The sequence below is a fragment of the Metalysinibacillus jejuensis genome, assembly GCF_003057615.1.
Taxonomy (GTDB): Bacteria; Bacillota; Bacilli; order Bacillales_A; family Planococcaceae; genus Metalysinibacillus; species Metalysinibacillus jejuensis.
Window position 1 is genome coordinate 25,519 of sequence record NZ_QAFW01000018.1, and the last position, 18,505, is coordinate 44,023.

An 18,505-nucleotide genomic window follows, 5' to 3' on the forward strand; every position below is an offset into this window, starting at 1 on the left:
GCGTTCGCTTTTTTTATTAGTCGTCGGCAAGATGTGCAGTGATGAGTGCAGTTAACGCATCTTTTGACACGTGTGCGCTCGCCTCATCAAGTGCGTCGTAAAGCGCCACTTGCCAAGCGGGTAATTCTTTTTTTGTAAGGCGTGCAAGCAGTTCAGGGAAGCGGCTTGCGTCCGTCGTCGTTTGACCGCTAGTTAGCGCTTCAAGCGTCGTAAAGCGCGTCGCTTGTTGGGTCGAAATGAGCGCGTCGACAAACGGCCCTTCGCCTGTCGCATAAAGGCGCGTTGCGTTCGTTTCGCACACGCGCTGTATTGCAGGAACTAGCGCATCATCGCGCGCTACGTCGCCAAGTAGGGCAGCATCAGCGCTATGAAGGGCACAGTAGATTTGCCAGTCCGTTTGCGTCGTTTTACTACCGAGCGGCTGCATCGTTAACAGTACGAGTTGACCGTGGGCGATTAAGTCGCGCACGGCTTTTTGGCGTGTATACGTATTTAACCCTTCGGCGACGATGGCGATAACGCGCCCACCGCGTGCGAGGTACGCCATGACCGCTTCATCAACTTGCGTCGTCATAACGACAGTCGGCGCAAGCGTAGTCAGCAAATCCGTCTGCAAAATCGTAAGTACGTGCGGCAAAGCAAGCAAGGAGCGGTCGCCGCTATAGTATAAATAGGGCGGGCGTGCTGCGCTTATGAGGCGCATTAACCGCACGGGCATATCCGCTTCAAACATCACCCTAAACCCTTGGTGAATGGCGTTTTCGAGTTCGTATAAGGCGATGCCGAGTTGCCGACGCGCCATAATTTTAGTGTGGATAGGCGCGGGTAAATCAAACGTTGTCGTAAGCAATTGTTTCGGGCGGGCGTGTTGTGCTTCAAGCGTTTCGCGTACCAATTGCCACTCCGCTAACGTCAGCGGAGTCGTGCGGGTATGGCTGAGCGGTGCGCAAAATAAATACGTCGCGCGTTCACTTTGTGTCAAGGCCATCGCGTACTTCCTCCTTTTCGTCAATGAGCGCAAAGCCCGTCGTTTGTTTTGCGCCGAGGTAATCTGCCGCAATGGCGAGCGTCCAGCCAGAGCGTGTTACCGCGGTAACGATAATCACATGTTTGTCCGCTACATCAACGTCGTAGCACGTAATGGCCTCGCGCGCATACGTCTCTTGTTGTACGTCATTTAAGCGCGTCTCTGTAGTTACAGGAAGCGGCGCAAACGCTTCGATATAAGGAAGCGCTAGGCGTTTTGCGAGCATTTTGGCAAACGTCTGCCCTGTGCTCAGTGCCGTAATAACTGTGTTTTCGGTACAAAGCGGTTGTAGTGCGCTCGCAGCTCGGTGTAAAGTCGTCTCCGAAAACGCTTGCGCCTTATACTCTTGCATCATCTGTATCCCGCGCGGCTCATCGCTACTGCCAAGCGCAAGGCTTGCGGATAGGCGGTGGCGTAGTGCACGTCCGTAAATCGCTGACTTTTTATGCGGCGTAAACGTCACAGCACGCGCTTCGAAAAACTTCGTCACAGCGTCGCTCGCTTGTGGGCGAATGCGGTCTTCCGTCGGTGCAAGCTGCGTACAGTAGCTACATTTGCCACACGGAGCGGCGGTCGTGTCGTCAAGCGCAGCGGCCATCGTCTGCATTAAACAAGTCGGCACTTGTAGTAAATAGCTAAGGCCGTTGTACTCAAGCTGACGCGCTTCTTCGACGTGACGCGTATACGCTTGTTGTAAAAGAAACGGCTTTGGCGTGCGGTAATATACGGTGCGTTCCTTTTCGATTAAGCCATCAATGAGCGCATGCTGTAAATGTGCAGTCAGTTGATGATCAGCTTGGTTTAAGCGCGCTTTTAGCTGGGTGAGCGTAATGCCGTCGTGCTGCGCGATACAGTCAATGACCGCTTGGTAGTTCGCTTGTTGGGTCGCTGGATTTGGCACGTGCGGCTTTAGCGCATTATCGTATAAAATGACGGCGAGTGCTGCTTGAATGCCGCGCCCCGCATTCGTCAGTTGTTGGTAATACGTCACGATCGACAGCGGGCGGTCATAATGAATGATCGTATGAATATCTTCCTTATTAAAAAATGTGGTCGTAGCGGTCGTACAAATTAACGTTTGGACACGCCCTTCCGTAAATGCCGTCTCGCGTTTTGTGCGTTCGCGCAAGCTGAGCCCTGTGTGATAGACGAGCGTCTGACAGCCCGCTTCGTTGAGCCATTCGCTCAAGCGCTCGCATTCACGCACGGTAGCGGCATAGATGAGGCTCGGTCGCTGAAGCGTTTGTCGGTTTTGCCAAAGCCAGGCGTAGCGCGCTTCGGTCGTAGGTAACAGAACTTTATGTAAGTGAACAGAACCTAAGCTCACAGGTCCTTTACTGCACACGCTAGCACCAATTTTTTTAGCGATATCTTCGGTCACGCGGCGATTGGCGGTTGCCGTTGTCGCGAGTACACGAATGTTTTCGGGTAAGACGTTAAGCAGCTTAGCGATGCGTAAATAATGCGGGTCACTCATTGCGCCAAGCTGGGATAAATGATGCGCTTCTTCGATGACGAGTAGGGCGATGCGCAGTTGGCTGAGCACCGCAAATAAGCTATCATCGGCTAATTGTTCAGGCGAAATATAGAGCGTGTCGCACTGTTGCGTGTTACATGCTTCAATTAACTGGGCACGTTCTGCAAACGTTTGGTTCGTTACGGCGTCGATACAAGCACTCGTAGCCGTCTGAACAGCGACGCGGCTAATAACAACAGTTACGCCTTCATCTTGGTCGCGCAACTGTTGCGTCGCTTGTAGGTAAATGTCGCGCTTGCCCCAGCCGAGTGGTTGGACAATGACAACGCGCGCTTTGTGCACGAGCTGTTCGACGATTTGTTGTTGGGTCAACATAATAAGCCTCCATTTCAAAAAAAATCAGCACCCACAGACGCGGTACTGATTTTCTCTGTCATACGTAATTTAGTAAAATACCGACGATGGCTACAAATGACACGCTCACGATGGTGTTAATCACCATGACATTTTTGTTATGTGTCACAAAACCAAGAACGAGCGCTACTAAAAAACCAGCGCCTGAAATAATTAAAAGTGCCTCATACAATGCGCTTGCGTCTGGCAGTAAAGTGCCAAGTACAAAAAACAACATGGTTAGTCCTACGAGCGCAAGAGTAATCTTTAAAGGATATAAAGCATGCTGCTTCGTACGTAATACATTAATCATGTTAACCACCTCTCGTTTATAGTAACACGAAACGGCTATAAATTGAATGCTTTTACAGCGCTTGCTACATCTTTCGCCCCGGCAATTGCCGAAATCACCGCAACCCCGTCAACACCTGTGGCGCGCACTGCTTCGACATTGGCGTGCGAAATGCCACCGATCGCTACTTTCGGTAATGCAGGAAATGCTTCGTGCATCGCTTGCAACTTTTCTACACCGCACGGCACTTCGGCATCTGGTTTAGACGTCGTCGCAAAAATAGGCCCGATGCCGACATAATCGGCACCGTCTGCGATAGCTTTAGCGATTTCAGCTTCGTTATGCGCCGATACGCCGAGTATGCCGTCAAATAAGGCGCGTGCTGCTGTCGCCGCCATATCCGATTGGCCCACATGCACGCCGTCAGCTTGTAATTTAACCGCTAGTGCCACGTCGTCATTGACGATAAACGGCACACCGTACTGCTTACAGCGTGCTTGGCAGTCGCGCGCAAACTGTTCATACGCCGCACCCGTGAGCTGTTTTTCCCGAAACTGAAACAGCGTAACGCCCGCCGCTAACGCTTGTTCAAGCACATCGAGCGGAGCGCTGGCATCCGTGCTACCCATAATAAAATACGTGCGAAGTTGTTCACGCTTCATAGCGCTTCACCTCAAAACGTTCGAAACGCTGAAAGGCGCTATGATTTGTCGGGCCATGACCTGCACCTAAGTATAATTGATGCGCAATGGCGCTTTGGATAAACTGCTTCGCAATGATGACCGCTTCTTCAAGCGCCGTACCTTTTGCGAGTTCGGCAGTTAATGCCGCAGAAAACGTACAGCCTGTGCCGTGCGTTTGATTGGTCGGCACAAACGGCGTTTCGACAATAAATGCTTGCTGTGCGGTCGCCACATAATCGCGCGCCGCCGTAGGGTTGTCGGCATGACCACCTTTAATGATGACGACTTTTGCCCCCATAGATAGCAACGTACGCGCCGCCTGTTGCATATCGGCTTCAGACGAAATGGTCATCGACGCTAACACTTCCGCCTCTGGGATGTTTGGTGTAATAATGGTCGCAAGCGGAATGAGCTGTTCTTTCATCGCATCAATCGCTTGTTGTTGAAGTAAACTCGCACCGCCTTTTGCGATCATTACAGGGTCGATGACGAGTGGGATGTTCGTTCCGCGTAGCTTTTGGCTAATCGCCGTAATGATAGCTGCTGAAAACAACATGCCCGTTTTCGCCGCGGCTACTTCAAAATCGGCAAGCACCGCATCAAGCTGTGCTTCGATTGTTGCGACAGGCACAGGATGGACGTCGTGCACCCCTAATGTATTTTGGGCGGTAATGGCTGTAATGACGCTCGTGCCAAATGTGCCAAGCTCTTGAAATGTTTTAAGGTCGGCCTGAATGCCAGCGCCCCCGCCAGAATCAGAACCTGCAATCGTTAATGCTACTTTCATGTGACATCGCTCCTTTTTGCGTTAATGTATGAAGTGCGGTGAGAAGGGCAGTCGTAATCGCCCCGAATGCCGCATCCTGCGTTTTTTCGCCGCAACGCTTATAAAATTTCATAGCGCGCGCCACGGATTCAAGTGACCGCTCCGTCGCTAAAAAGGCAGCGACGACCGCAGATAATAAGCACCCAGCACCTGTAATTTCGGTGAGCCGCGCACTGCCGCCGTACACTTTTACGACGCGCGTGCCATCGGTAATAATATCGCGTGCGCCTGTGACCGCAACGATCGTTTGGTAGCGGTGCGCCACTTCTTTAGCGAGCGCGATAATGTCGGCTGTACCACTGCCTGCATCCACACCTTTTGCGTCCCACGCTACACCCGCAATGGCTGCAAGTTCGCCGGCATTACAGCGAATGCAAGCGATGCGGTAATTGAGCAACACTTGCGTCGTATGAAGGCGAAACGGCGACGCCCCCGCACCGACAGGATCGAGTACGATAGGAATATTTTTAGCGTTGGCCGCTTGTGCGCTTAAGGTCATCGCTTCGACCGTACGTGCATTCAGCGTGCCAATGTTTAGGAGTAGGGCATTTGCGATGCCCGTAATCGCGCCCGCTTCTTCCGGCGCATCTGCCATAATGGGCGAGGCACCAATTGCGAGCAAACCGTTGGCGGTAAAGTTGGCAACGACAGTATTGGTAATGCAGTGAATAAGCGGCGTAGCTTGCCGCACGTTGTAAGCGTTCATAATCTACCTCCATTATATTAAAAGTTGAGCAAAGCGTTTAACGACGTAGGCACTGAAACACGTGAAGGAAAGGCGTACTTTGCCTTTCACTGAACGGGTGAAGTGACCGAGTCGTTGCTTTGCGAAACTGGATAAAACCAAAAAGCTTGAGCAAAGCGCTCAGTTGCGCTGGCACTGGAGGGCGTTCGGGAAAGACGTTCTTTGTCTTTCCACGAGCGACCGAAGTGACCGAGCAACTGCTTTGCGAAACTGGATAAAGATAAAAGCTTGAGAGGGCTTGGTCAATTCCGATAGGCGTTGGAACTCCAAAATGTGAAGGGAGCTTGGTAAAATCCGTCGGGCGTGGTAGTGCTTGAATACGAAGTGTTTTTTACTTCGAATGAAAGTGCAACACGACCCTAGGATTTAGCTCACTTCACTGGATTACACCAAAAAGCTTAAGAAAGGCGTTAAGCTTCGCAAGGCATTGGAGCATTTTAAAGCTAGGACGACTGCTCAACTTCAACGCAGTTGGAAAGCAGACACGGAAAGTGTTCCACCTGCGCAAAAGGCACCGAGAAGTGCGTCCGAAAGTGTTCCACCTGCGCAAAAGGCACCGAGAAGTGCGTCCGAAAGTGTTCCACCTGCGCAACAAGCACCAAGAAGTGCGCACGAAGGCTCTCCACCTGCGCAAAACACCAACGCCTCGCCACACCATAAGGAGGGAAGGCGTCTTTTCTCAACCTTACCCATAAAAAAATGCGCCAACTCGTGTGGGCGCATGAAAAAATAGACCGAAGCATCGGTATATTATTTGCTCCCTACGCTAGTATTAACTAACAGGTTCAAAGGGTCAGGCATACGCCTTCTCAACGAAAAGTTCCCCCGCAAAAATTATGTGATTAGTTGTATCATACGACGTTTAGTCGCGGTTGTACAGATTTTCGAACTCGCTCGTATCAATGCCGCCCTGCAAATCTTTAATCGCTTGTTGCACACGTTTCATTTCCGCTAACAGCTTAGGGTCTTTTGTTAAACCGAACGACAAAAGGAGCTCTTGTAACATTTTTTGCAGTTGTTTAATCAGTTTTGTGACGTCATCATCTGACATATCAGGGCGCGTAATATAAGGGTTATTAATTGCTGCCTTTGTCATACCTTTTGAAAACTTGCGGGAACGAGCCGCAAGCAATTGCGAAAAATCTTCACCTTCTGCCGCTACTTCTGCTTTCGCTCGTGGTAACGTACCGAGCAATGGATTAGGGTTAACCTTCATCATTTGCCACCTCCTTACACTTACTATCGGCTAAGCTGTGCGATGCGTGAAGGCGCGCGCTTTTTTGCCCGAACTAAACATGGTATAGTAAACGTAAGTCAAAGGGGGAATGGGCATGAGAAAACTAATTGTGTATATGGCAACAAGTCTTGACGGCTATATTGCGGATAAGAAGGGAAGCTATGACTGGCTTGCCGAAAATTTGCGCGCGCTAGATTTAACGACGTTTCACGGCACGGTTGATACGATTTTACTCGGGCGCGTGACGCATGACCAAATCGTTAATGAAATTGAGCGTCAAGCACAACCTTACCCAAACGTACAGTCCTACGTATTTACACGCAGTGAGCGCGAAAATACCGAGCACATTACATACACCCATGCGTCCGTATGTGACGTCGTGCGTGAGCTGAAAAACGAAGAGGGCAAAGATATTTGGTTGCTGGGGGGCACATCGCTTGTCGGGCAATTGCAGCGCGAAAACGTAATTGACGAATACCACATTACTACACTACCTGTACTGTTAGGTGATGGTGTGCCGTTATTTTCGAAACAACAAGAAGCCAAACAGCTTGGCTTAAAAGAAGTTACTGTACGCAATGAAAAAGTGATTGCGAAATATTATGTGAAGTGAGGAAAACAAATGACAACTGTACCGTATTTATATAAATGGCGAAATGAAATCGCTTCTATCCATAGTAACTGGGGCGCACAGCGCTTAATCCTAGCCAATCGCGAGGACATTCCCGCAAGCATTTGGGAGCTGCGCGATAATATTTTACAACAAGTGCCTGAGACAAACGAAGCGGCACAGCGTTATACCGCTACGCAGTTTGGCACAGCAGGTAATTTTGACGAAGCGTATTTTACTGAAGTCATGCAGCGCGGGGCAGGCGATGCGGATTATAACGCCATCCAAGATCGTTTGCGCAATCTTTCCCTTGCGATTGATGCCAAAATCGACGTGCTTGACGTCAATAAGAAGAAGGAACGCTATTTATAATGTTTAACCACCAAGCTTACGTAAAGCTAGCGAACTACCGCGCACCACTCTTTGTTTTTGTGGCGCTGATGTTGCTTGTAACAGGTGGGGTGCTTATAAATTTTGTCGTACCAGGGGCGCAATTTTCGTGGCTCTTTGTGGTAGCGGCACTCGGCTTTTATTTTTTACTGGGCGCGCTGTGTAGTGGGTTATTTATTTACAACCCCCTGCTTGTATTTGTGCTGACACTTGTTTTTCATGTGGCAGGGCTTGCGTGGCGTCTGACCTTACCTGGCGTGACGAGTGCGTGGTATGTACTTGTGCTCTATAGCGTGGTGCCGCCTGTTGTCATTTGGCTGAGCTACCATCATCAAGTGAAGCATCGCCGCAACGTGATGCGCGCGTATTTGGAGGGAATGCGATGAAAAAATGGTTCGTGTTCGTGTTGCTTTGTTTTGCGGCTTTACCTGTCGTAGCGGCTGACCGCGAAGATGTTGCGCCAGATCACGTGTTTACCGCGATTTTAACGGACACCATTGACGTGCATACGGTAGAAGGTAATGTGCAGATGAAGCGCGGCGACCAAAATTGGCCTGTAAAAGTGCGTGCTAAAGATAAAACGATTACCATTACACCAATTGAACCGTATGCGCCAGGTGCGTATGAAGCGGTGTTTACCGCGGGCATTAAAAACTTAGGCGGCAAGGCGTTAACAGCACAAACCTATACGTTCACCGTAACGGATAAGCCACTTACGACGTACGAAAGTGACTATAACTTCGTATGGCAAGCGGCAGGCACGTACCAAGATTTTTACTTAACGGGTAAGCGCGGCAGTGAAGTCGTCGCAGGGTATACGATGACACCAGCGACAGCGTTTGATTTACCGATTACAGTAGGGATGAAAAAAAGCGATGTGCTCGCGCAGTACGGCGAACCCCTTACCGAAATTGTTAAAGGCAATGTGCGCTATCAATTAAATGATACGGACCGCGTAATGACGTATTTAACCGAGGGGCGCTACGTCAGTTATATTGTCGATGTGCACGACGCAAATCGCATTCGTGCCATCTTATGGGTGCGTGAAGATATGGAGCAAGCAAAAGACGGCTTTTACCGCACACCGAGCGAAACGTATGCGCAAGATGCTTCGCGCTTAATGTTTGAACTCCTCAACGCCTCGCGTGTGCACTACGGATTGCAGCCGCTTCTGTGGCATGATAAACTGTCACAAATTGCGCGTTTACACAGCGTAGATATGGCAACGCACAACTTTTTCAGCCATACGAACCTAAGTGGTGAAGCGCCGCACGACCGCATAGAGCGAGGCGGGTTATCGCCGCGCATGTCAGGTGAAAACATTAGCTACGGCTATACTAACAGTATTTTAGCGCATGAAGGGTTGATGGACTCCAAAGGGCACCGCGATAATATTTTACAAGCCGATTTTACGCATATTGGCATCGCGACGGCGTTTAATGCCGAATACGCCCCGTACATTACGCAAAACTTTATGCGACCTTAAAAAAGCAAACTCAATTAGTACGCTAATTGGGTTTTTTTATGTATAAAAATGGTATGATTATTTTAGATAGGAGGTAAAACTTATGAATAAGATATTACAAAAAATATTTGGTAAGAAAAAAACTAAGACCAAATCAAAAGCTGTTCTTGAGAAGCACAGGGCAGATTATGAAGGTACTTTGCGCCCTACGCCTATAAAGAAAAGTCCAAAAGCAACAAAGTTAGAATTTATTGATTTTACAAATCAAAATTTTAAGGAAAATAACTATAAAACCCCTACGGATAAACAGTTAGCTTATGCTAAAAATCTTGGTATACCTGTACCTGAGTGGGCTAGTAAATCGGATGTCTCCTTGTTAATCACTAGACTTGTGGAAGAAAAAGACTTTTCCGCGCCTAGTGCACAATTGGTTGAGTTTGCTAATGCTAAAAACATTATTTTTTCTGGATGTGCAGGAAAAAAGTATCTTTATAACACAATATTTGATAATCTATCCGACTATGACAAGGCTGCATTTTTTGCGTTTTCATTGTACAGATGGCTCTCTGATGATAGGCACGGTAATTTAGAAACTTCACCTTTAAAAAATATGTTTTATGAATTTGCTAAGGATGTTAGTCAAGATGATGCCTTTATGAATTCGTTGAAACGTTATAAAGGTGCTGATCTTCGTTTGTTTGGAGAGGTTATAATACCATCGGGGCAAGTGGTAGAAGGAGGAAGTACTCGAACCATTGCATATAAAAAAAACAGCGGAATTTCTTAAGGTTAGTGTTAATACACCAGTGAGAAGAAACACTTTTTAATAGGCTTCACCTACTCGCAATTAAAGATTTACTTTAGTGAAGTGTACATACTACGTATTAAAAGCACATTGTTAACTTACAACAATGCGCTTTTTTTGTTACCCCATTCGTCCTTCGAGTGCCACGATGCTAGCTCCTTCTGGCGTAGCGCCTTGCAGTAGCGCCGCCAACATTTTCGCGCCCATCATGCTGTACACCGTACCGTTACGCTTATCAAGCACCGCTACCGTTAAGCCTTGCTGCATTAAATAATGCGCGGTTAGTGCGCCCGACATCCCAGCGCCAATAATGACCACGTCGTAATGTGAGCGCGGCTCGTTAATTTTTTCTGCTACAAATGGTGTCGTCGTTGCAGGCCAATATAATGTCCCGTGATGTAACTGCATAAAATCACTCCTTTCTCTTCTATACCTTTTTTCTTCTCAGATGTAACATGCTATAATAAAAAAATTGGAGTGATGAAAAAATGGAACAACACTACTTGCAAATGTGCCGCGATGTGCTAGAACGAGGCACGCAAAAGGGCGACCGTACAGGCACAGGTACACGCTCATTATTTGGCTATCAACTGCGCTTTGATTTAACGAAAGGCTTTCCGCTACTTACAACAAAACGCGTACCTTTTCGTTTAATTGCGAGTGAGCTATTGTGGTTTATTAAGGGCGATACTAATATTCGCTATTTGCTTGAACATAACAATCATATTTGGGATGAGTGGGCCTTTAAAAAATGGGTGACGTCAAGCGAGTACACAGGCCCTGATATGACCGACTTTGGCCGTCGTAGCTTAGTTGACGAGGCGTTTAAGGCGCAGTACGACGAGCAAATGGCGCACTACCAACAACGCGTACTGACAGACGATAACTTTGCGCGTAAGTATGGTGATCTTGGCAATGTGTACGGCAAACAATGGCGCAACTGGACGACATCGACAGGCGAGACCATTGACCAACTACAAGTGGCGATTGACCAAATTAAGCATAACCCTAACTCACGTCGTATTATTGTTTCCGCATGGAATCCCGAAGACTTAGAAGAAGACCGAGCAGCACTACCACCATGCCATGCTTTCTTCCAGTTTCATGTGGCAGATGGCAAGTTAAGCTGTCAGCTGTACCAACGCAGCGCAGATACCTTTTTAGGCGTGCCGTTTAATATCGCGAGCTACGCATTACTGACACATTTAGTGGCGCATGAGTGCGGGCTAGCCGTTGGTGATTTTGTGCATAGCTTTGGTGATGTGCATATTTACAATAACCATATCGCACAAATCGAAGAACAACTGTCGCGCACACCACGCGACTTGCCAACATTAAAGATTAACCCAGAAAAGACATCCATTTTCGCTATCGAAATGGAAGATTTAACGATCGAAGGCTACGACCCGCATCCAAGCATTAAAGCGCCTGTAGCTGTTTGATTTGAGTAGCGCAATCACACTGGATTTATGCCAGTGTGATTTTTTGTGTTATATTGATAAATATAACAATAGAAAAGTGATGAGGTGTAGAGATGGATGCAGGTACAATTAAATTGTTAGAGTTTTTATATTCACCAAAATCGGTATTTCGCATACCTGTTTATCAACGACGTTATGAATGGACAGAGGCACAGGTGGAACAATATTTTGAAGATATTGAGGACATTGCGTTAAATGAAGATATGCAGGGGCATTTTTTAGGAACCGTTGTTTTTGTTAAAGCTTCGTTTCCTGGGATGGGTAGCGACTATATTATCATTGACGGACAACAGCGTATTACGACAACATTTCTTATGTTAAAAGCGCTACAAGATGCGATAGAAGATGAAAATACCAAAGAAGATATTAGGGAAACCTATTTCGAAAACCGTAATGTAGAAGAAGCGTATAAGTATAAATTGCTTTCTGTAGAAGATGACCGCAAAGATTTTTTAGAGTTAATTGTTCATAATGTTTCTACAAAAACATCTAAAATACATATGAACTACAAGTATTTGCGTACACTTATTTTGCATTCATCCGCTTCGCCTATGGCTCTTTATGAAGCGCTACAAAAACTTAAAATCGTATATATTCAATTAGAGCAAGGCAAAAAAGACGAAAATCCGCAAGTCATCTTCGAAAGTTTAAACTCGACAGGTCTCTCGTTAACAGAGTCAGATTTAATTCGAAACTTTTTGTTGATGAATGAAGAGCCAGAAGTGCAAAAAAATTTGTATTATCATTATTGGCTTCGCATGGAGGAGCTGTTAACGAACGCTAAAATATCGGACTATATTCGTGATTATTTAACGATGAAAACAAGTACAATTCCGAATAAAAGTAAGGTGTATGAAAGTTTTAAGCAGTACATGTTTACAGAAAACTTAACAAGTGAAATCTTATTAAAAGACTTATTAAAATTTGCGCGACATTATAGCATTTTATTAAATCCAGAAGGTATGGACAGAGATATTCAACATTATTTAACGAGTGTTTTACAGCTAAAGTCTACCGTTACCTATCCGTATTTACTGCGCCTACTTAATTTATATGAAGAACAGCGTATTACCAAACAACAATTAATGGCTATTTTACAAACACTTAATGCCTATTTAATTCGTCGTCTTATTGTAAACTTTCCGACCAACGCTTTAAATAAAGTATTTAGCACGCTTGTAAAAGTAACGTCAGAGACAGAAGGAAAGACAGAAGAGCAAGTGGTGAATAGTTTCTTAGGCAGCCGTACAGGTACAGCGCTATTTCCGCGGGATAATAAAGTGCGCGAAAGTATTCTAACGAACGATATTTATAACCGTAATCCTCGCTTAACGAAGATGATTTTAAGTCAAATTGAGCAAAATATGCATAAGGAAACGGTAGATTTTGAAGAAGTGACAATTGAACATATTATGCCACAAACCTTAACACCTGGTTGGCGTAACACGTTAGGAAGAAGTGCGGCAGATGATCATAAATTATATGGCGACGTTTTAGGTAACTTAACACTAACGGCTTATAACTCTAATTTGTCTAATAAACTATTTGAAGAGAAAAAAGAGATTTATGCGGTGTCTAATATTAAAATTACACGTGATTTAAGGGAGTACCCATCTTGGGATAAAACTACGATTTTGGCACGCGGAGAAGAACTGGTGCAACAAATCTTGCAACTTTGGCCAATTCCGCAAGAAGCGCAAATTTTAGATGAGCCGCAGGCAATTATGAGTGATAATTACTATGCGGTATTTGAGCCATTAGAAGTGACAGGTAGGAAGCCGAAGTCGATTAAAATTGATGAAAAAGAGTATCCAGTTGATACGTGGAAAAAGATGTTAGTAACATATTTAGAGTGGTTAGCCGACTATGATTTAGAACGCTATTTAGCTTTACCTAAACAAAAAAGTTTTCAGAAATTACTCAACTATAGTAAAGATGCTTTTCGTTTGCCACTAGAAGTCACAGGTATATGGGTCGAAACGAATTTAAGTGCACATGCTATTTATAACTTTATTAGTGCACTAGCTGAACATTACGGAAAAGAAGAAACCGTGTTTGTCAAAATGGCAAACTAAGAATGCAGCGAATAAAATCATTATTGAATGTAAATCGCATCGCTGGACTTCAGGTGATAATGTACCGAGTGCGAAATTAACGGTTTGGAACGAGGCGATGTATTACTTTTATTTAGCGCCACCAGACTATCGTAAAATCTTTTTTATTTTGCGCGATGAGAGCGAGAAGAGGAAAGAAACGCTAGGTGAATACTACATCCGTACCTACGGGCATCTCATTCCAAATGATGTTGAAATTATGGAATATCATGAGGTCGATCAATCCGTTCGCGTACTGTAAGGAGAAAACAACCGTTAGCACGCACAGCTAACGGTTGTTTGTTGTAGATTATAACGCCTTGGTCGTCTCGTATAATGCCTGAGCAGAAGCAGCGACGAGCTGGGTTTCTTGGTCGATGGTCGTCACAACGCCGTGCAGCGCGGTAACGTCAGCAACGACTGCTTGAATTTGTTGTTCGTTTTGCGCAATAGCGTCCACAATGCCGCTAAAGGTCGTCTGTGTCGCTACCGTCACCGTTTTGCCGTCCTGTACTTCTTGTTGCATATGGGCAATCATTTGTACGGCATCCGTCGTAAGCGTTGTCGAATTTTCCACTAATGCGGTAATCGTTTCGACCGCATTTTTAGATTGTTCGGCAAGTTTACGCACTTCTTGCGCAACGACAGCGAAGCCTTTGCCGTGTTCACCTGCGCGCGCCGCTTCAATTGAGGCGTTTAAGGCGAGTAAATTCGTTTGTTCGGCAATCGCTTTAACTAAGCTTACAATATTAATAATTTGTGCTGCCGCTTGTTTTAATTCTTCCATTTTAGCGGTCATCGCCTGGGCATCGCTAAAAATCATCGCCATTTGTTGTTCAAGGCGCGCCACTTCCGCCTTACCTTGTGCCGCTGTGGTATGTACATGTGCCGCGGTTTGTTTCGTTTCAGTAATCGTCGTATAAATTACGTCGGTATGTGTCATTACTTGTGTTAACGAAGCACTCGTTTTATCGGTTAACTCCGCCACTTCCTCACTGATTGAAGACATCGAGCCTTTTAGTTCATCCTTCACCACATTGTATTGTTGTTCGCGCAGTGCGCTATTTTCGAGGTCATACTCTTCTAGTACAATTTGCATTTCGAAATTAATGAGTTTGGCTACATTTAGCGCCACTTCTTCGCGTAACTTAGCATCCGTAACCTCTTGTACAATAAGCGCTACAATGACTTCTTGCAGTTTTTGAAAGGTGCCCATATACCATTTCGGTGCGAGCCCGATTTTAAAGTGACGGCGCGCGAGTTGCTTTTTTGCGGCGAGCGTGTCCGCACATAAGTTGCCGTCAAACATGTGCACTAAATAGGCGGCTAATGTTCGCTTTAATTTATCAATGACCGTGCGCTCCTCAATAATTTTGCGTAGCGTTGGCACGGCCAGTACGCTGTCGTAAAAAATAGCGGTCACTTCATCGATGCCCGCTTCGACATATGGCTTATACGAGGTTATACAATAAAGCTCTGCCTCTCCAATACCAATTAAGCGAAGTTGTTTCGTTAATTCAGGTGAATCTTTTAAGATAATCGGTGCATGTGATGGTGAGGATGCTAAAGAATGTACGTTTTGTAACGGTTGTTTGCGTCGCCAAAAGTTCAATTGTCCCATCTCCTTTGTGAGAAATTTACCACGTCTCCGAATAGGATGTCAAATTTTTAGTTGTACAAAAGTTATACAAAACGTGATATACTAGGCGTACAAATACGGGGAGGGTTGACGAATGGCACAGTATACGATTACGCAAGTAGCTGCGCATACGGGGTTGTCAAAGCAAGTGATTCGTAAATGGGAAGAGCGCTACGCTGTCGTTCAGCCAGAGCGCTTGCCCAACGGTCACCGTAGTTATAGTGAAGCGGATGTACAACGTTTGTGCTATGTTCGTGATCTCGCTGCACAAGGTTATACATTGGTAGAAGCTACAAAACAAGCGCACTTGGCCCATCAATTACCGCCACTCGAACATCCTTATGTTATCCAATTATTACAATATGGTGTACAATGTAGAGAAGTGGAAATGCAGGCGACTTTACAGCAAGCGCATCATAATATGGGGTTAACGCCCTTTTTACAGCAAGTCGTGCGTCCTTTTTTGCGAAAAATTGGGGAGTACTGGGCACAAGGTGAGTGGAGCGAGTACCAAGAGGCAGCGGCTTCGATGGTCGTGCGGGACTATTTAGTGCACGTGCGTCGCTCTTTTATCCCTCAGCCGAACGCGCCTTTATTAATAGGGGCTTGTTTACCGGGGGAGGCGCATGAAGTGCCACTTCATATCGCGTTACTGCATTTTACGATGCAAGGCTGTCGCACATTTTTAGTCGGCAGTTTACCAGCCCCTGGCGCTATCGAAGGCACCGTGTTAACGTTGCGACCGCAAATCGTACTGTTGTCAGCTACGACGACGCGTCCTTTTACGCTTTACCCAGACATGTTAGCGCAGCTCGATCAGTTTGCGGGCGAACAAACCGCACGTTTTTATTTAGGCGGAGCAGGTACGAAAGAAATTGGCACATTACAGCATATTCAGCTTACGAATGATATTACAGCAATTTTAGAAGGAGGCGGATAAAATGGTTTGTAAAAATTGTGTCGTGACGGCATTGTCGTACACGATTAAGTTTGAAGGTTCACAAAATATTGCATTGCTGCCATTAGTAAGCACACATTTAGCGCGCCGCGGGTTTAAGGCGGACATTCGTGACCGAAAAATCAAGATTGGTGAAGCGGGTGCTAAAGAATTTTTAGATTTTAGCGAAGACATTTTAGATATGCATGAATTAACATTTTGTGTGGATGATGGTCCGTGGCGACCGCTATCAGAAATGCGCGAAATTTTAGCGACGAGCTGGATTGACGAGTTGCTGCAAGCGAGCGCTGTCGTGAGTTACTCGCAGCCAATCGTTAACCGTGAGCGTCAAATTATCGCTTACGAAATTTTATCGCGTTTTGTGCGTGAAGATGGTTCGCTCATTTATCCTAATGAAGTGTTTGATGCAGCGCGTACACGCGGGCGTTTATATGCCTTAGACCGCATGTGTCGCATGGCGGCAGTGCGCCACGCAAAAGTGGTGAACGAAAAAGTATTCATTAACTTTATTCCGACATCGATCTATTCGCCTGCACATTGTTTACAATCAACAGAACAGCTCGCTAACACACTCGGTGTAGACCCCGACTGTTTTGTATTTGAAGTAGTAGAGTCCGATGACGTAGCGGACATCGCACATTTGCGAGAAATTTTAGCGTATTATAAGACAAAAGGTTTTCAATATGCCCTCGATGATGTAGGGGAAGGCTTTAATACGATCGAGCGTTTAACGGATTTACAGCCTGATTATATGAAGTTAGACATCGGCTATGTGCGCGGGGTGCACGCCGATGCCGAAAAACAACGCGTGGCGCAGTTGTTTTTACAAAAAGCGCAAGAAGTAGGCGCTACGCCATTAGCGGAAGGTGTAGAGGACGAAGCGGACTTTGCGTGGTTACGTGAAGCGGGCTATGAGCTGTTTCAAGGTTATTTATTTGGTAAACCGAGCGCCATCCCGCAGCGCGAATTGCCACCGCTTGAAGTGAAAAGAGCTTAAAAAAGACGTTAGAGGCATGAGGCTTCTAACGTTTTTATTTTTGCCACACATCGACATAGCTCGTTTTCTTTTCAAACTCGCTTTTCGCAAAAGGGCAGAGTGGTATAATTTTACGCGATTGTTGGCGCGCTAACCCGACGACGCTTGCGACGAGTTGTTCGCCAATATGTTGCCCACGCAAGGCATCATCTACAAACGTATGATCAATAATAATGAGCGAGTCATTGGGCGTTGTGTACGTAATTTCGGCTACTGTTTGTTCACCGTTGGCTACGTAAAAACGACCTTCTTCTTGTAAAATGTTCACAGCGCTTCCTCCTTACGTACGTAACGGAGCGCACCAGAAGGGCACGTATCAATCGTCTGCTCCACCGCTTCATAACGGTCAGCGTCTGGTACAATCCAAGGTTTACGTGATACATCGAAAACATGCGCATTGCCTTTTACACAGTTGCCGGAATGGCTACAAATATCTTTGTTGTAATAAACGTCAATTTGCGAGCCGCTATATTGACGAAAGCCCGCTGCTTGCCATGATTTTTCCATTGTCATCACTCCTTAGCTACGCTTTACCCTCCTTTGCGCCAGTTTAAAACATTTATCAAGTACTTTTAATTTTCAGCACTTTAACGAATGCTAAGATTTGCTACTTCAATAATCAACTTTAACAAAGCTATTAATTTTTCTGAATTTTATATTTGAAAACAAAAATTGAAAGACTAAACAGGACGGTTGCATAGCCTATGACAACATATAGATGAGGAAATATTGCACTAAAGTCTTCTGCTACAATTGCTCGAACTAAATCAACTGCGTGAATGAACGGAAGCGCATAAGCGACTTTTTCAAAAGCGCCTCCAATTAATGAGACATCAAACCATGCACCAGATAAAAATGCGGTTAAGTTCGTTAATAATGAACCACATAAGCCTACTGCCGCTTTTTTACTCAATAAAGACCCACATAAAGGATTACATACCCAATCTACCAACGTCATATAACATTCATGTTATGATTTGTGGCGTAATATAAATATAAAAAGCCATCAAAGCATTCATTTTTCAATGCTTTAATGACTTTCTTATAAACCGCACTTACTTGTGATACGGTTCACCGTACGGAATGCTATACAAGTAAATTTTTACACGCGTGTTGATTAGCCAAAATCACGTAACACTTTTTTGATAAATCATCCGAGCTGATGATAAGATTTCTTCGACGTACGTTCGCCATTTCACCGGAAGCGCATGCCAAAGAAACAGGCGTGTAAAACCTGCGAATGACAAGGAGTCTACGTCTGATTTCAATTGAATGCGGCTGTGTAAAAACTTTAATAAAACATAGGCAATTAACGCGGCGAAAAGCTGACTAAATACCGCATTTTTAG

At 45.7% G+C, this 18,505-nt stretch carries 22 protein-coding genes, 1 pseudogene and 1 riboswitch; of the genes and pseudogenes, 10 read left to right on the top strand and 13 right to left on the bottom strand.

Features of this window, described 5'->3' with window-relative positions; all coding sequences use genetic code 11:
• Positions 1–16 precede the first annotated feature (16 nt).
• From DDE80_RS07665 to DDE80_RS07700, 7 genes are all read right to left on the bottom strand, one after another.
• On the bottom strand, positions 17–988 hold the full coding sequence (locus DDE80_RS07665; RefSeq protein ID WP_108307079.1) for a hypothetical protein: 972 nt from the start codon (positions 986–988) through the stop codon (positions 17–19).
• The gene (locus DDE80_RS07670; protein WP_108307080.1) at positions 969–2,879 is read right to left on the bottom strand and encodes a helicase-related protein; all 1,911 of its coding nucleotides are present in this window, start codon (positions 2,877–2,879) and stop codon (positions 969–971) included. The genes DDE80_RS07665 and DDE80_RS07670 overlap by 20 nt, the downstream gene beginning before the upstream one ends.
• 58 nt (positions 2,880–2,937) lie before the next feature.
• Entirely contained in the window at positions 2,938–3,210 is a 273-nt protein-coding gene (locus DDE80_RS07675) for a hypothetical protein (RefSeq protein WP_108307081.1), read from the bottom strand.
• Between the two features lie 35 nt (positions 3,211–3,245).
• On the bottom strand, positions 3,246–3,851 hold the full coding sequence (gene thiE / locus DDE80_RS07680) for a thiamine phosphate synthase (protein WP_108307082.1): 606 nt from the start codon (positions 3,849–3,851) through the stop codon (positions 3,246–3,248).
• Complete coding sequence (gene thiD / locus DDE80_RS07685; RefSeq protein WP_108307083.1) at positions 3,841–4,659, bottom strand: bifunctional hydroxymethylpyrimidine kinase/phosphomethylpyrimidine kinase; 819 nt, start codon at positions 4,657–4,659, stop codon at positions 3,841–3,843. The genes thiE and thiD overlap by 11 nt, the downstream gene beginning before the upstream one ends.
• A complete protein-coding gene (gene thiM, locus DDE80_RS07690) occupies positions 4,628–5,404 on the bottom strand; it encodes a hydroxyethylthiazole kinase (protein ID WP_108307084.1) in 777 nt (258 codons plus the stop codon). Before thiM ends, thiD begins: the two co-directional genes overlap by 32 nt.
• Positions 5,405–6,184: 780 nt before the next feature.
• A riboswitch (TPP riboswitch) is annotated at positions 6,185–6,280 on the bottom strand.
• Positions 6,281–6,305: 25 nt separating this feature from the next.
• The gene (locus DDE80_RS07700) at positions 6,306–6,662 is read right to left on the bottom strand and encodes a hypothetical protein (protein ID WP_153060881.1); all 357 of its coding nucleotides are present in this window, start codon (positions 6,660–6,662) and stop codon (positions 6,306–6,308) included.
• A gap of 112 nt (positions 6,663–6,774) precedes the next feature.
• On the opposite strand from DDE80_RS07700, the gene DDE80_RS07705 reads away from it, so the two are divergent.
• The 5 genes from DDE80_RS07705 to DDE80_RS07725 all read left to right on the top strand — a co-directional run bounded on the left by DDE80_RS07705 (position 6,775) and on the right by DDE80_RS07725 (position 9,932).
• Positions 6,775–7,293, top strand: a complete 519-nt coding sequence (locus DDE80_RS07705; protein WP_161952295.1) for a dihydrofolate reductase family protein — start codon at positions 6,775–6,777, stop codon at positions 7,291–7,293.
• Between the two features lie 9 nt (positions 7,294–7,302).
• The gene (locus DDE80_RS07710) at positions 7,303–7,662 is read left to right on the top strand and encodes a hypothetical protein (protein ID WP_108307088.1); all 360 of its coding nucleotides are present in this window, start codon (positions 7,303–7,305) and stop codon (positions 7,660–7,662) included.
• On the top strand, positions 7,662–8,066 hold the full coding sequence (locus tag DDE80_RS07715; RefSeq protein ID WP_108307089.1) for a hypothetical protein: 405 nt from the start codon (positions 7,662–7,664) through the stop codon (positions 8,064–8,066). The genes DDE80_RS07710 and DDE80_RS07715 overlap by 1 nt, the downstream gene beginning before the upstream one ends.
• Positions 8,063–9,166 (top strand): CAP domain-containing protein, encoded by a 1,104-nt coding sequence (locus DDE80_RS07720; protein ID WP_108307090.1) that lies wholly within the window; start codon positions 8,063–8,065, stop codon positions 9,164–9,166. Before DDE80_RS07715 ends, DDE80_RS07720 begins: the two co-directional genes overlap by 4 nt.
• A gap of 82 nt (positions 9,167–9,248) precedes the next feature.
• Entirely contained in the window at positions 9,249–9,932 is a 684-nt protein-coding gene (locus DDE80_RS07725; protein ID WP_108307091.1) for a hypothetical protein, read from the top strand.
• 138 nt (positions 9,933–10,070) lie between these two features.
• Here DDE80_RS07725 and DDE80_RS07730 read toward each other — a convergent pair whose 3' ends face one another.
• Positions 10,071–10,358, bottom strand: a complete 288-nt coding sequence (locus tag DDE80_RS07730; protein ID WP_108307092.1) for an FAD-dependent oxidoreductase — start codon at positions 10,356–10,358, stop codon at positions 10,071–10,073.
• 80 nt (positions 10,359–10,438) lie between these two features.
• On the opposite strand from DDE80_RS07730, the gene DDE80_RS07735 reads away from it, so the two are divergent.
• The 3 genes from DDE80_RS07735 to DDE80_RS07745 all read left to right on the top strand — a co-directional run bounded on the left by DDE80_RS07735 (position 10,439) and on the right by DDE80_RS07745 (position 13,786).
• Positions 10,439–11,392: a thymidylate synthase gene (locus DDE80_RS07735; protein ID WP_108307093.1), complete on the top strand. Its 954-nt coding sequence runs from the start codon at positions 10,439–10,441 to the stop codon at positions 11,390–11,392.
• A gap of 92 nt (positions 11,393–11,484) precedes the next feature.
• Positions 11,485–13,506: a DUF262 domain-containing protein gene (locus DDE80_RS07740; RefSeq protein WP_108307094.1), complete on the top strand. Its 2,022-nt coding sequence runs from the start codon at positions 11,485–11,487 to the stop codon at positions 13,504–13,506.
• Positions 13,487–13,786, top strand: a complete 300-nt coding sequence (locus DDE80_RS07745; RefSeq protein WP_201261511.1) for a hypothetical protein — start codon at positions 13,487–13,489, stop codon at positions 13,784–13,786. The genes DDE80_RS07740 and DDE80_RS07745 overlap by 20 nt, the downstream gene beginning before the upstream one ends.
• A 48-nt stretch (positions 13,787–13,834) precedes the next feature.
• Here the strand turns inward: DDE80_RS07745 and DDE80_RS15130 are convergent, their stop codons facing one another.
• Positions 13,835–15,136: a globin-coupled sensor protein gene (locus DDE80_RS15130; protein WP_161952296.1), complete on the bottom strand. Its 1,302-nt coding sequence runs from the start codon at positions 15,134–15,136 to the stop codon at positions 13,835–13,837.
• Between the two features lie 121 nt (positions 15,137–15,257).
• Here DDE80_RS15130 and DDE80_RS07755 point away from each other — a divergent pair, with 121 nt between their 5' ends.
• Positions 15,258–16,103 (top strand): MerR family transcriptional regulator, encoded by an 846-nt coding sequence (locus DDE80_RS07755; protein ID WP_108307096.1) that lies wholly within the window; start codon positions 15,258–15,260, stop codon positions 16,101–16,103.
• A 1-nt stretch (position 16,104) separates the two neighbouring features.
• On the top strand, positions 16,105–17,118 hold the full coding sequence (locus DDE80_RS07760) for an EAL domain-containing protein (protein WP_108307097.1): 1,014 nt from the start codon (positions 16,105–16,107) through the stop codon (positions 17,116–17,118).
• Positions 17,119–17,152: 34 nt separating this feature from the next.
• On the opposite strand, the gene DDE80_RS07765 is transcribed toward DDE80_RS07760, so the two are convergent.
• The 4 genes and pseudogenes from DDE80_RS07765 to DDE80_RS15410 form a co-directional block, all read right to left on the bottom strand.
• Complete coding sequence (locus DDE80_RS07765) at positions 17,153–17,425, bottom strand: GNAT family N-acetyltransferase (RefSeq protein ID WP_108307098.1); 273 nt, start codon at positions 17,423–17,425, stop codon at positions 17,153–17,155.
• Complete coding sequence (locus DDE80_RS07770; protein ID WP_108307099.1) at positions 17,422–17,664, bottom strand: (4Fe-4S)-binding protein; 243 nt, start codon at positions 17,662–17,664, stop codon at positions 17,422–17,424. Before DDE80_RS07770 ends, DDE80_RS07765 begins: the two co-directional genes overlap by 4 nt.
• Positions 17,665–17,794: 130 nt before the next feature.
• The gene (locus tag DDE80_RS07775) at positions 17,795–18,070 is read right to left on the bottom strand and encodes a hypothetical protein (protein ID WP_108307100.1); all 276 of its coding nucleotides are present in this window, start codon (positions 18,068–18,070) and stop codon (positions 17,795–17,797) included.
• A 214-nt stretch (positions 18,071–18,284) separates the two neighbouring features.
• A pseudogene (locus DDE80_RS15410) lies at positions 18,285–18,505 on the bottom strand (IS4 family transposase); the annotation flags it as partial.

What these genes read in the sequence shown, in the direction of transcription:
- DDE80_RS07665 (WP_108307079.1), bottom strand. Translation starts at nt 988, where the DNA reads ATGGCCTTGACACAAAGTGAACGCGCGACGTATTTATTTTGCGCACCG.
- thiE (WP_108307082.1), bottom strand. Translation starts at nt 3,851, where the DNA reads ATGAAGCGTGAACAACTTCGCACGTATTTTATTATGGGTAGCACGGAT.
- DDE80_RS07725 (WP_108307091.1), top strand. Translation starts at nt 9,249, where the DNA reads ATGAATAAGATATTACAAAAAATATTTGGTAAGAAAAAAACTAAGACC.
- DDE80_RS07730 (WP_108307092.1), bottom strand. Translation starts at nt 10,358, where the DNA reads ATGCAGTTACATCACGGGACATTATATTGGCCTGCAACGACGACACCA.
- DDE80_RS07720 (WP_108307090.1), top strand. Translation starts at nt 8,063, where the DNA reads ATGAAAAAATGGTTCGTGTTCGTGTTGCTTTGTTTTGCGGCTTTACCT.
- DDE80_RS07740 (WP_108307094.1), top strand. Translation starts at nt 11,485, where the DNA reads ATGGATGCAGGTACAATTAAATTGTTAGAGTTTTTATATTCACCAAAA.
- DDE80_RS07710 (WP_108307088.1), top strand. Translation starts at nt 7,303, where the DNA reads ATGACAACTGTACCGTATTTATATAAATGGCGAAATGAAATCGCTTCT.
- DDE80_RS07670 (WP_108307080.1), bottom strand. Translation starts at nt 2,879, where the DNA reads ATGTTGACCCAACAACAAATCGTCGAACAGCTCGTGCACAAAGCGCGC.
- DDE80_RS07705 (WP_161952295.1), top strand. Translation starts at nt 6,775, where the DNA reads ATGAGAAAACTAATTGTGTATATGGCAACAAGTCTTGACGGCTATATT.
- DDE80_RS07735 (WP_108307093.1), top strand. Translation starts at nt 10,439, where the DNA reads ATGGAACAACACTACTTGCAAATGTGCCGCGATGTGCTAGAACGAGGC.
- DDE80_RS07675 (WP_108307081.1), bottom strand. Translation starts at nt 3,210, where the DNA reads ATGATTAATGTATTACGTACGAAGCAGCATGCTTTATATCCTTTAAAG.
- DDE80_RS07715 (WP_108307089.1), top strand. Translation starts at nt 7,662, where the DNA reads ATGTTTAACCACCAAGCTTACGTAAAGCTAGCGAACTACCGCGCACCA.
- DDE80_RS07770 (WP_108307099.1), bottom strand. Translation starts at nt 17,664, where the DNA reads ATGGAAAAATCATGGCAAGCAGCGGGCTTTCGTCAATATAGCGGCTCG.
- DDE80_RS07760 (WP_108307097.1), top strand. Translation starts at nt 16,105, where the DNA reads ATGGTTTGTAAAAATTGTGTCGTGACGGCATTGTCGTACACGATTAAG.
- DDE80_RS07755 (WP_108307096.1), top strand. Translation starts at nt 15,258, where the DNA reads ATGGCACAGTATACGATTACGCAAGTAGCTGCGCATACGGGGTTGTCA.
- DDE80_RS07700 (WP_153060881.1), bottom strand. Translation starts at nt 6,662, where the DNA reads ATGATGAAGGTTAACCCTAATCCATTGCTCGGTACGTTACCACGAGCG.
- thiM (WP_108307084.1), bottom strand. Translation starts at nt 5,404, where the DNA reads ATGAACGCTTACAACGTGCGGCAAGCTACGCCGCTTATTCACTGCATT.
- thiD (WP_108307083.1), bottom strand. Translation starts at nt 4,659, where the DNA reads ATGAAAGTAGCATTAACGATTGCAGGTTCTGATTCTGGCGGGGGCGCT.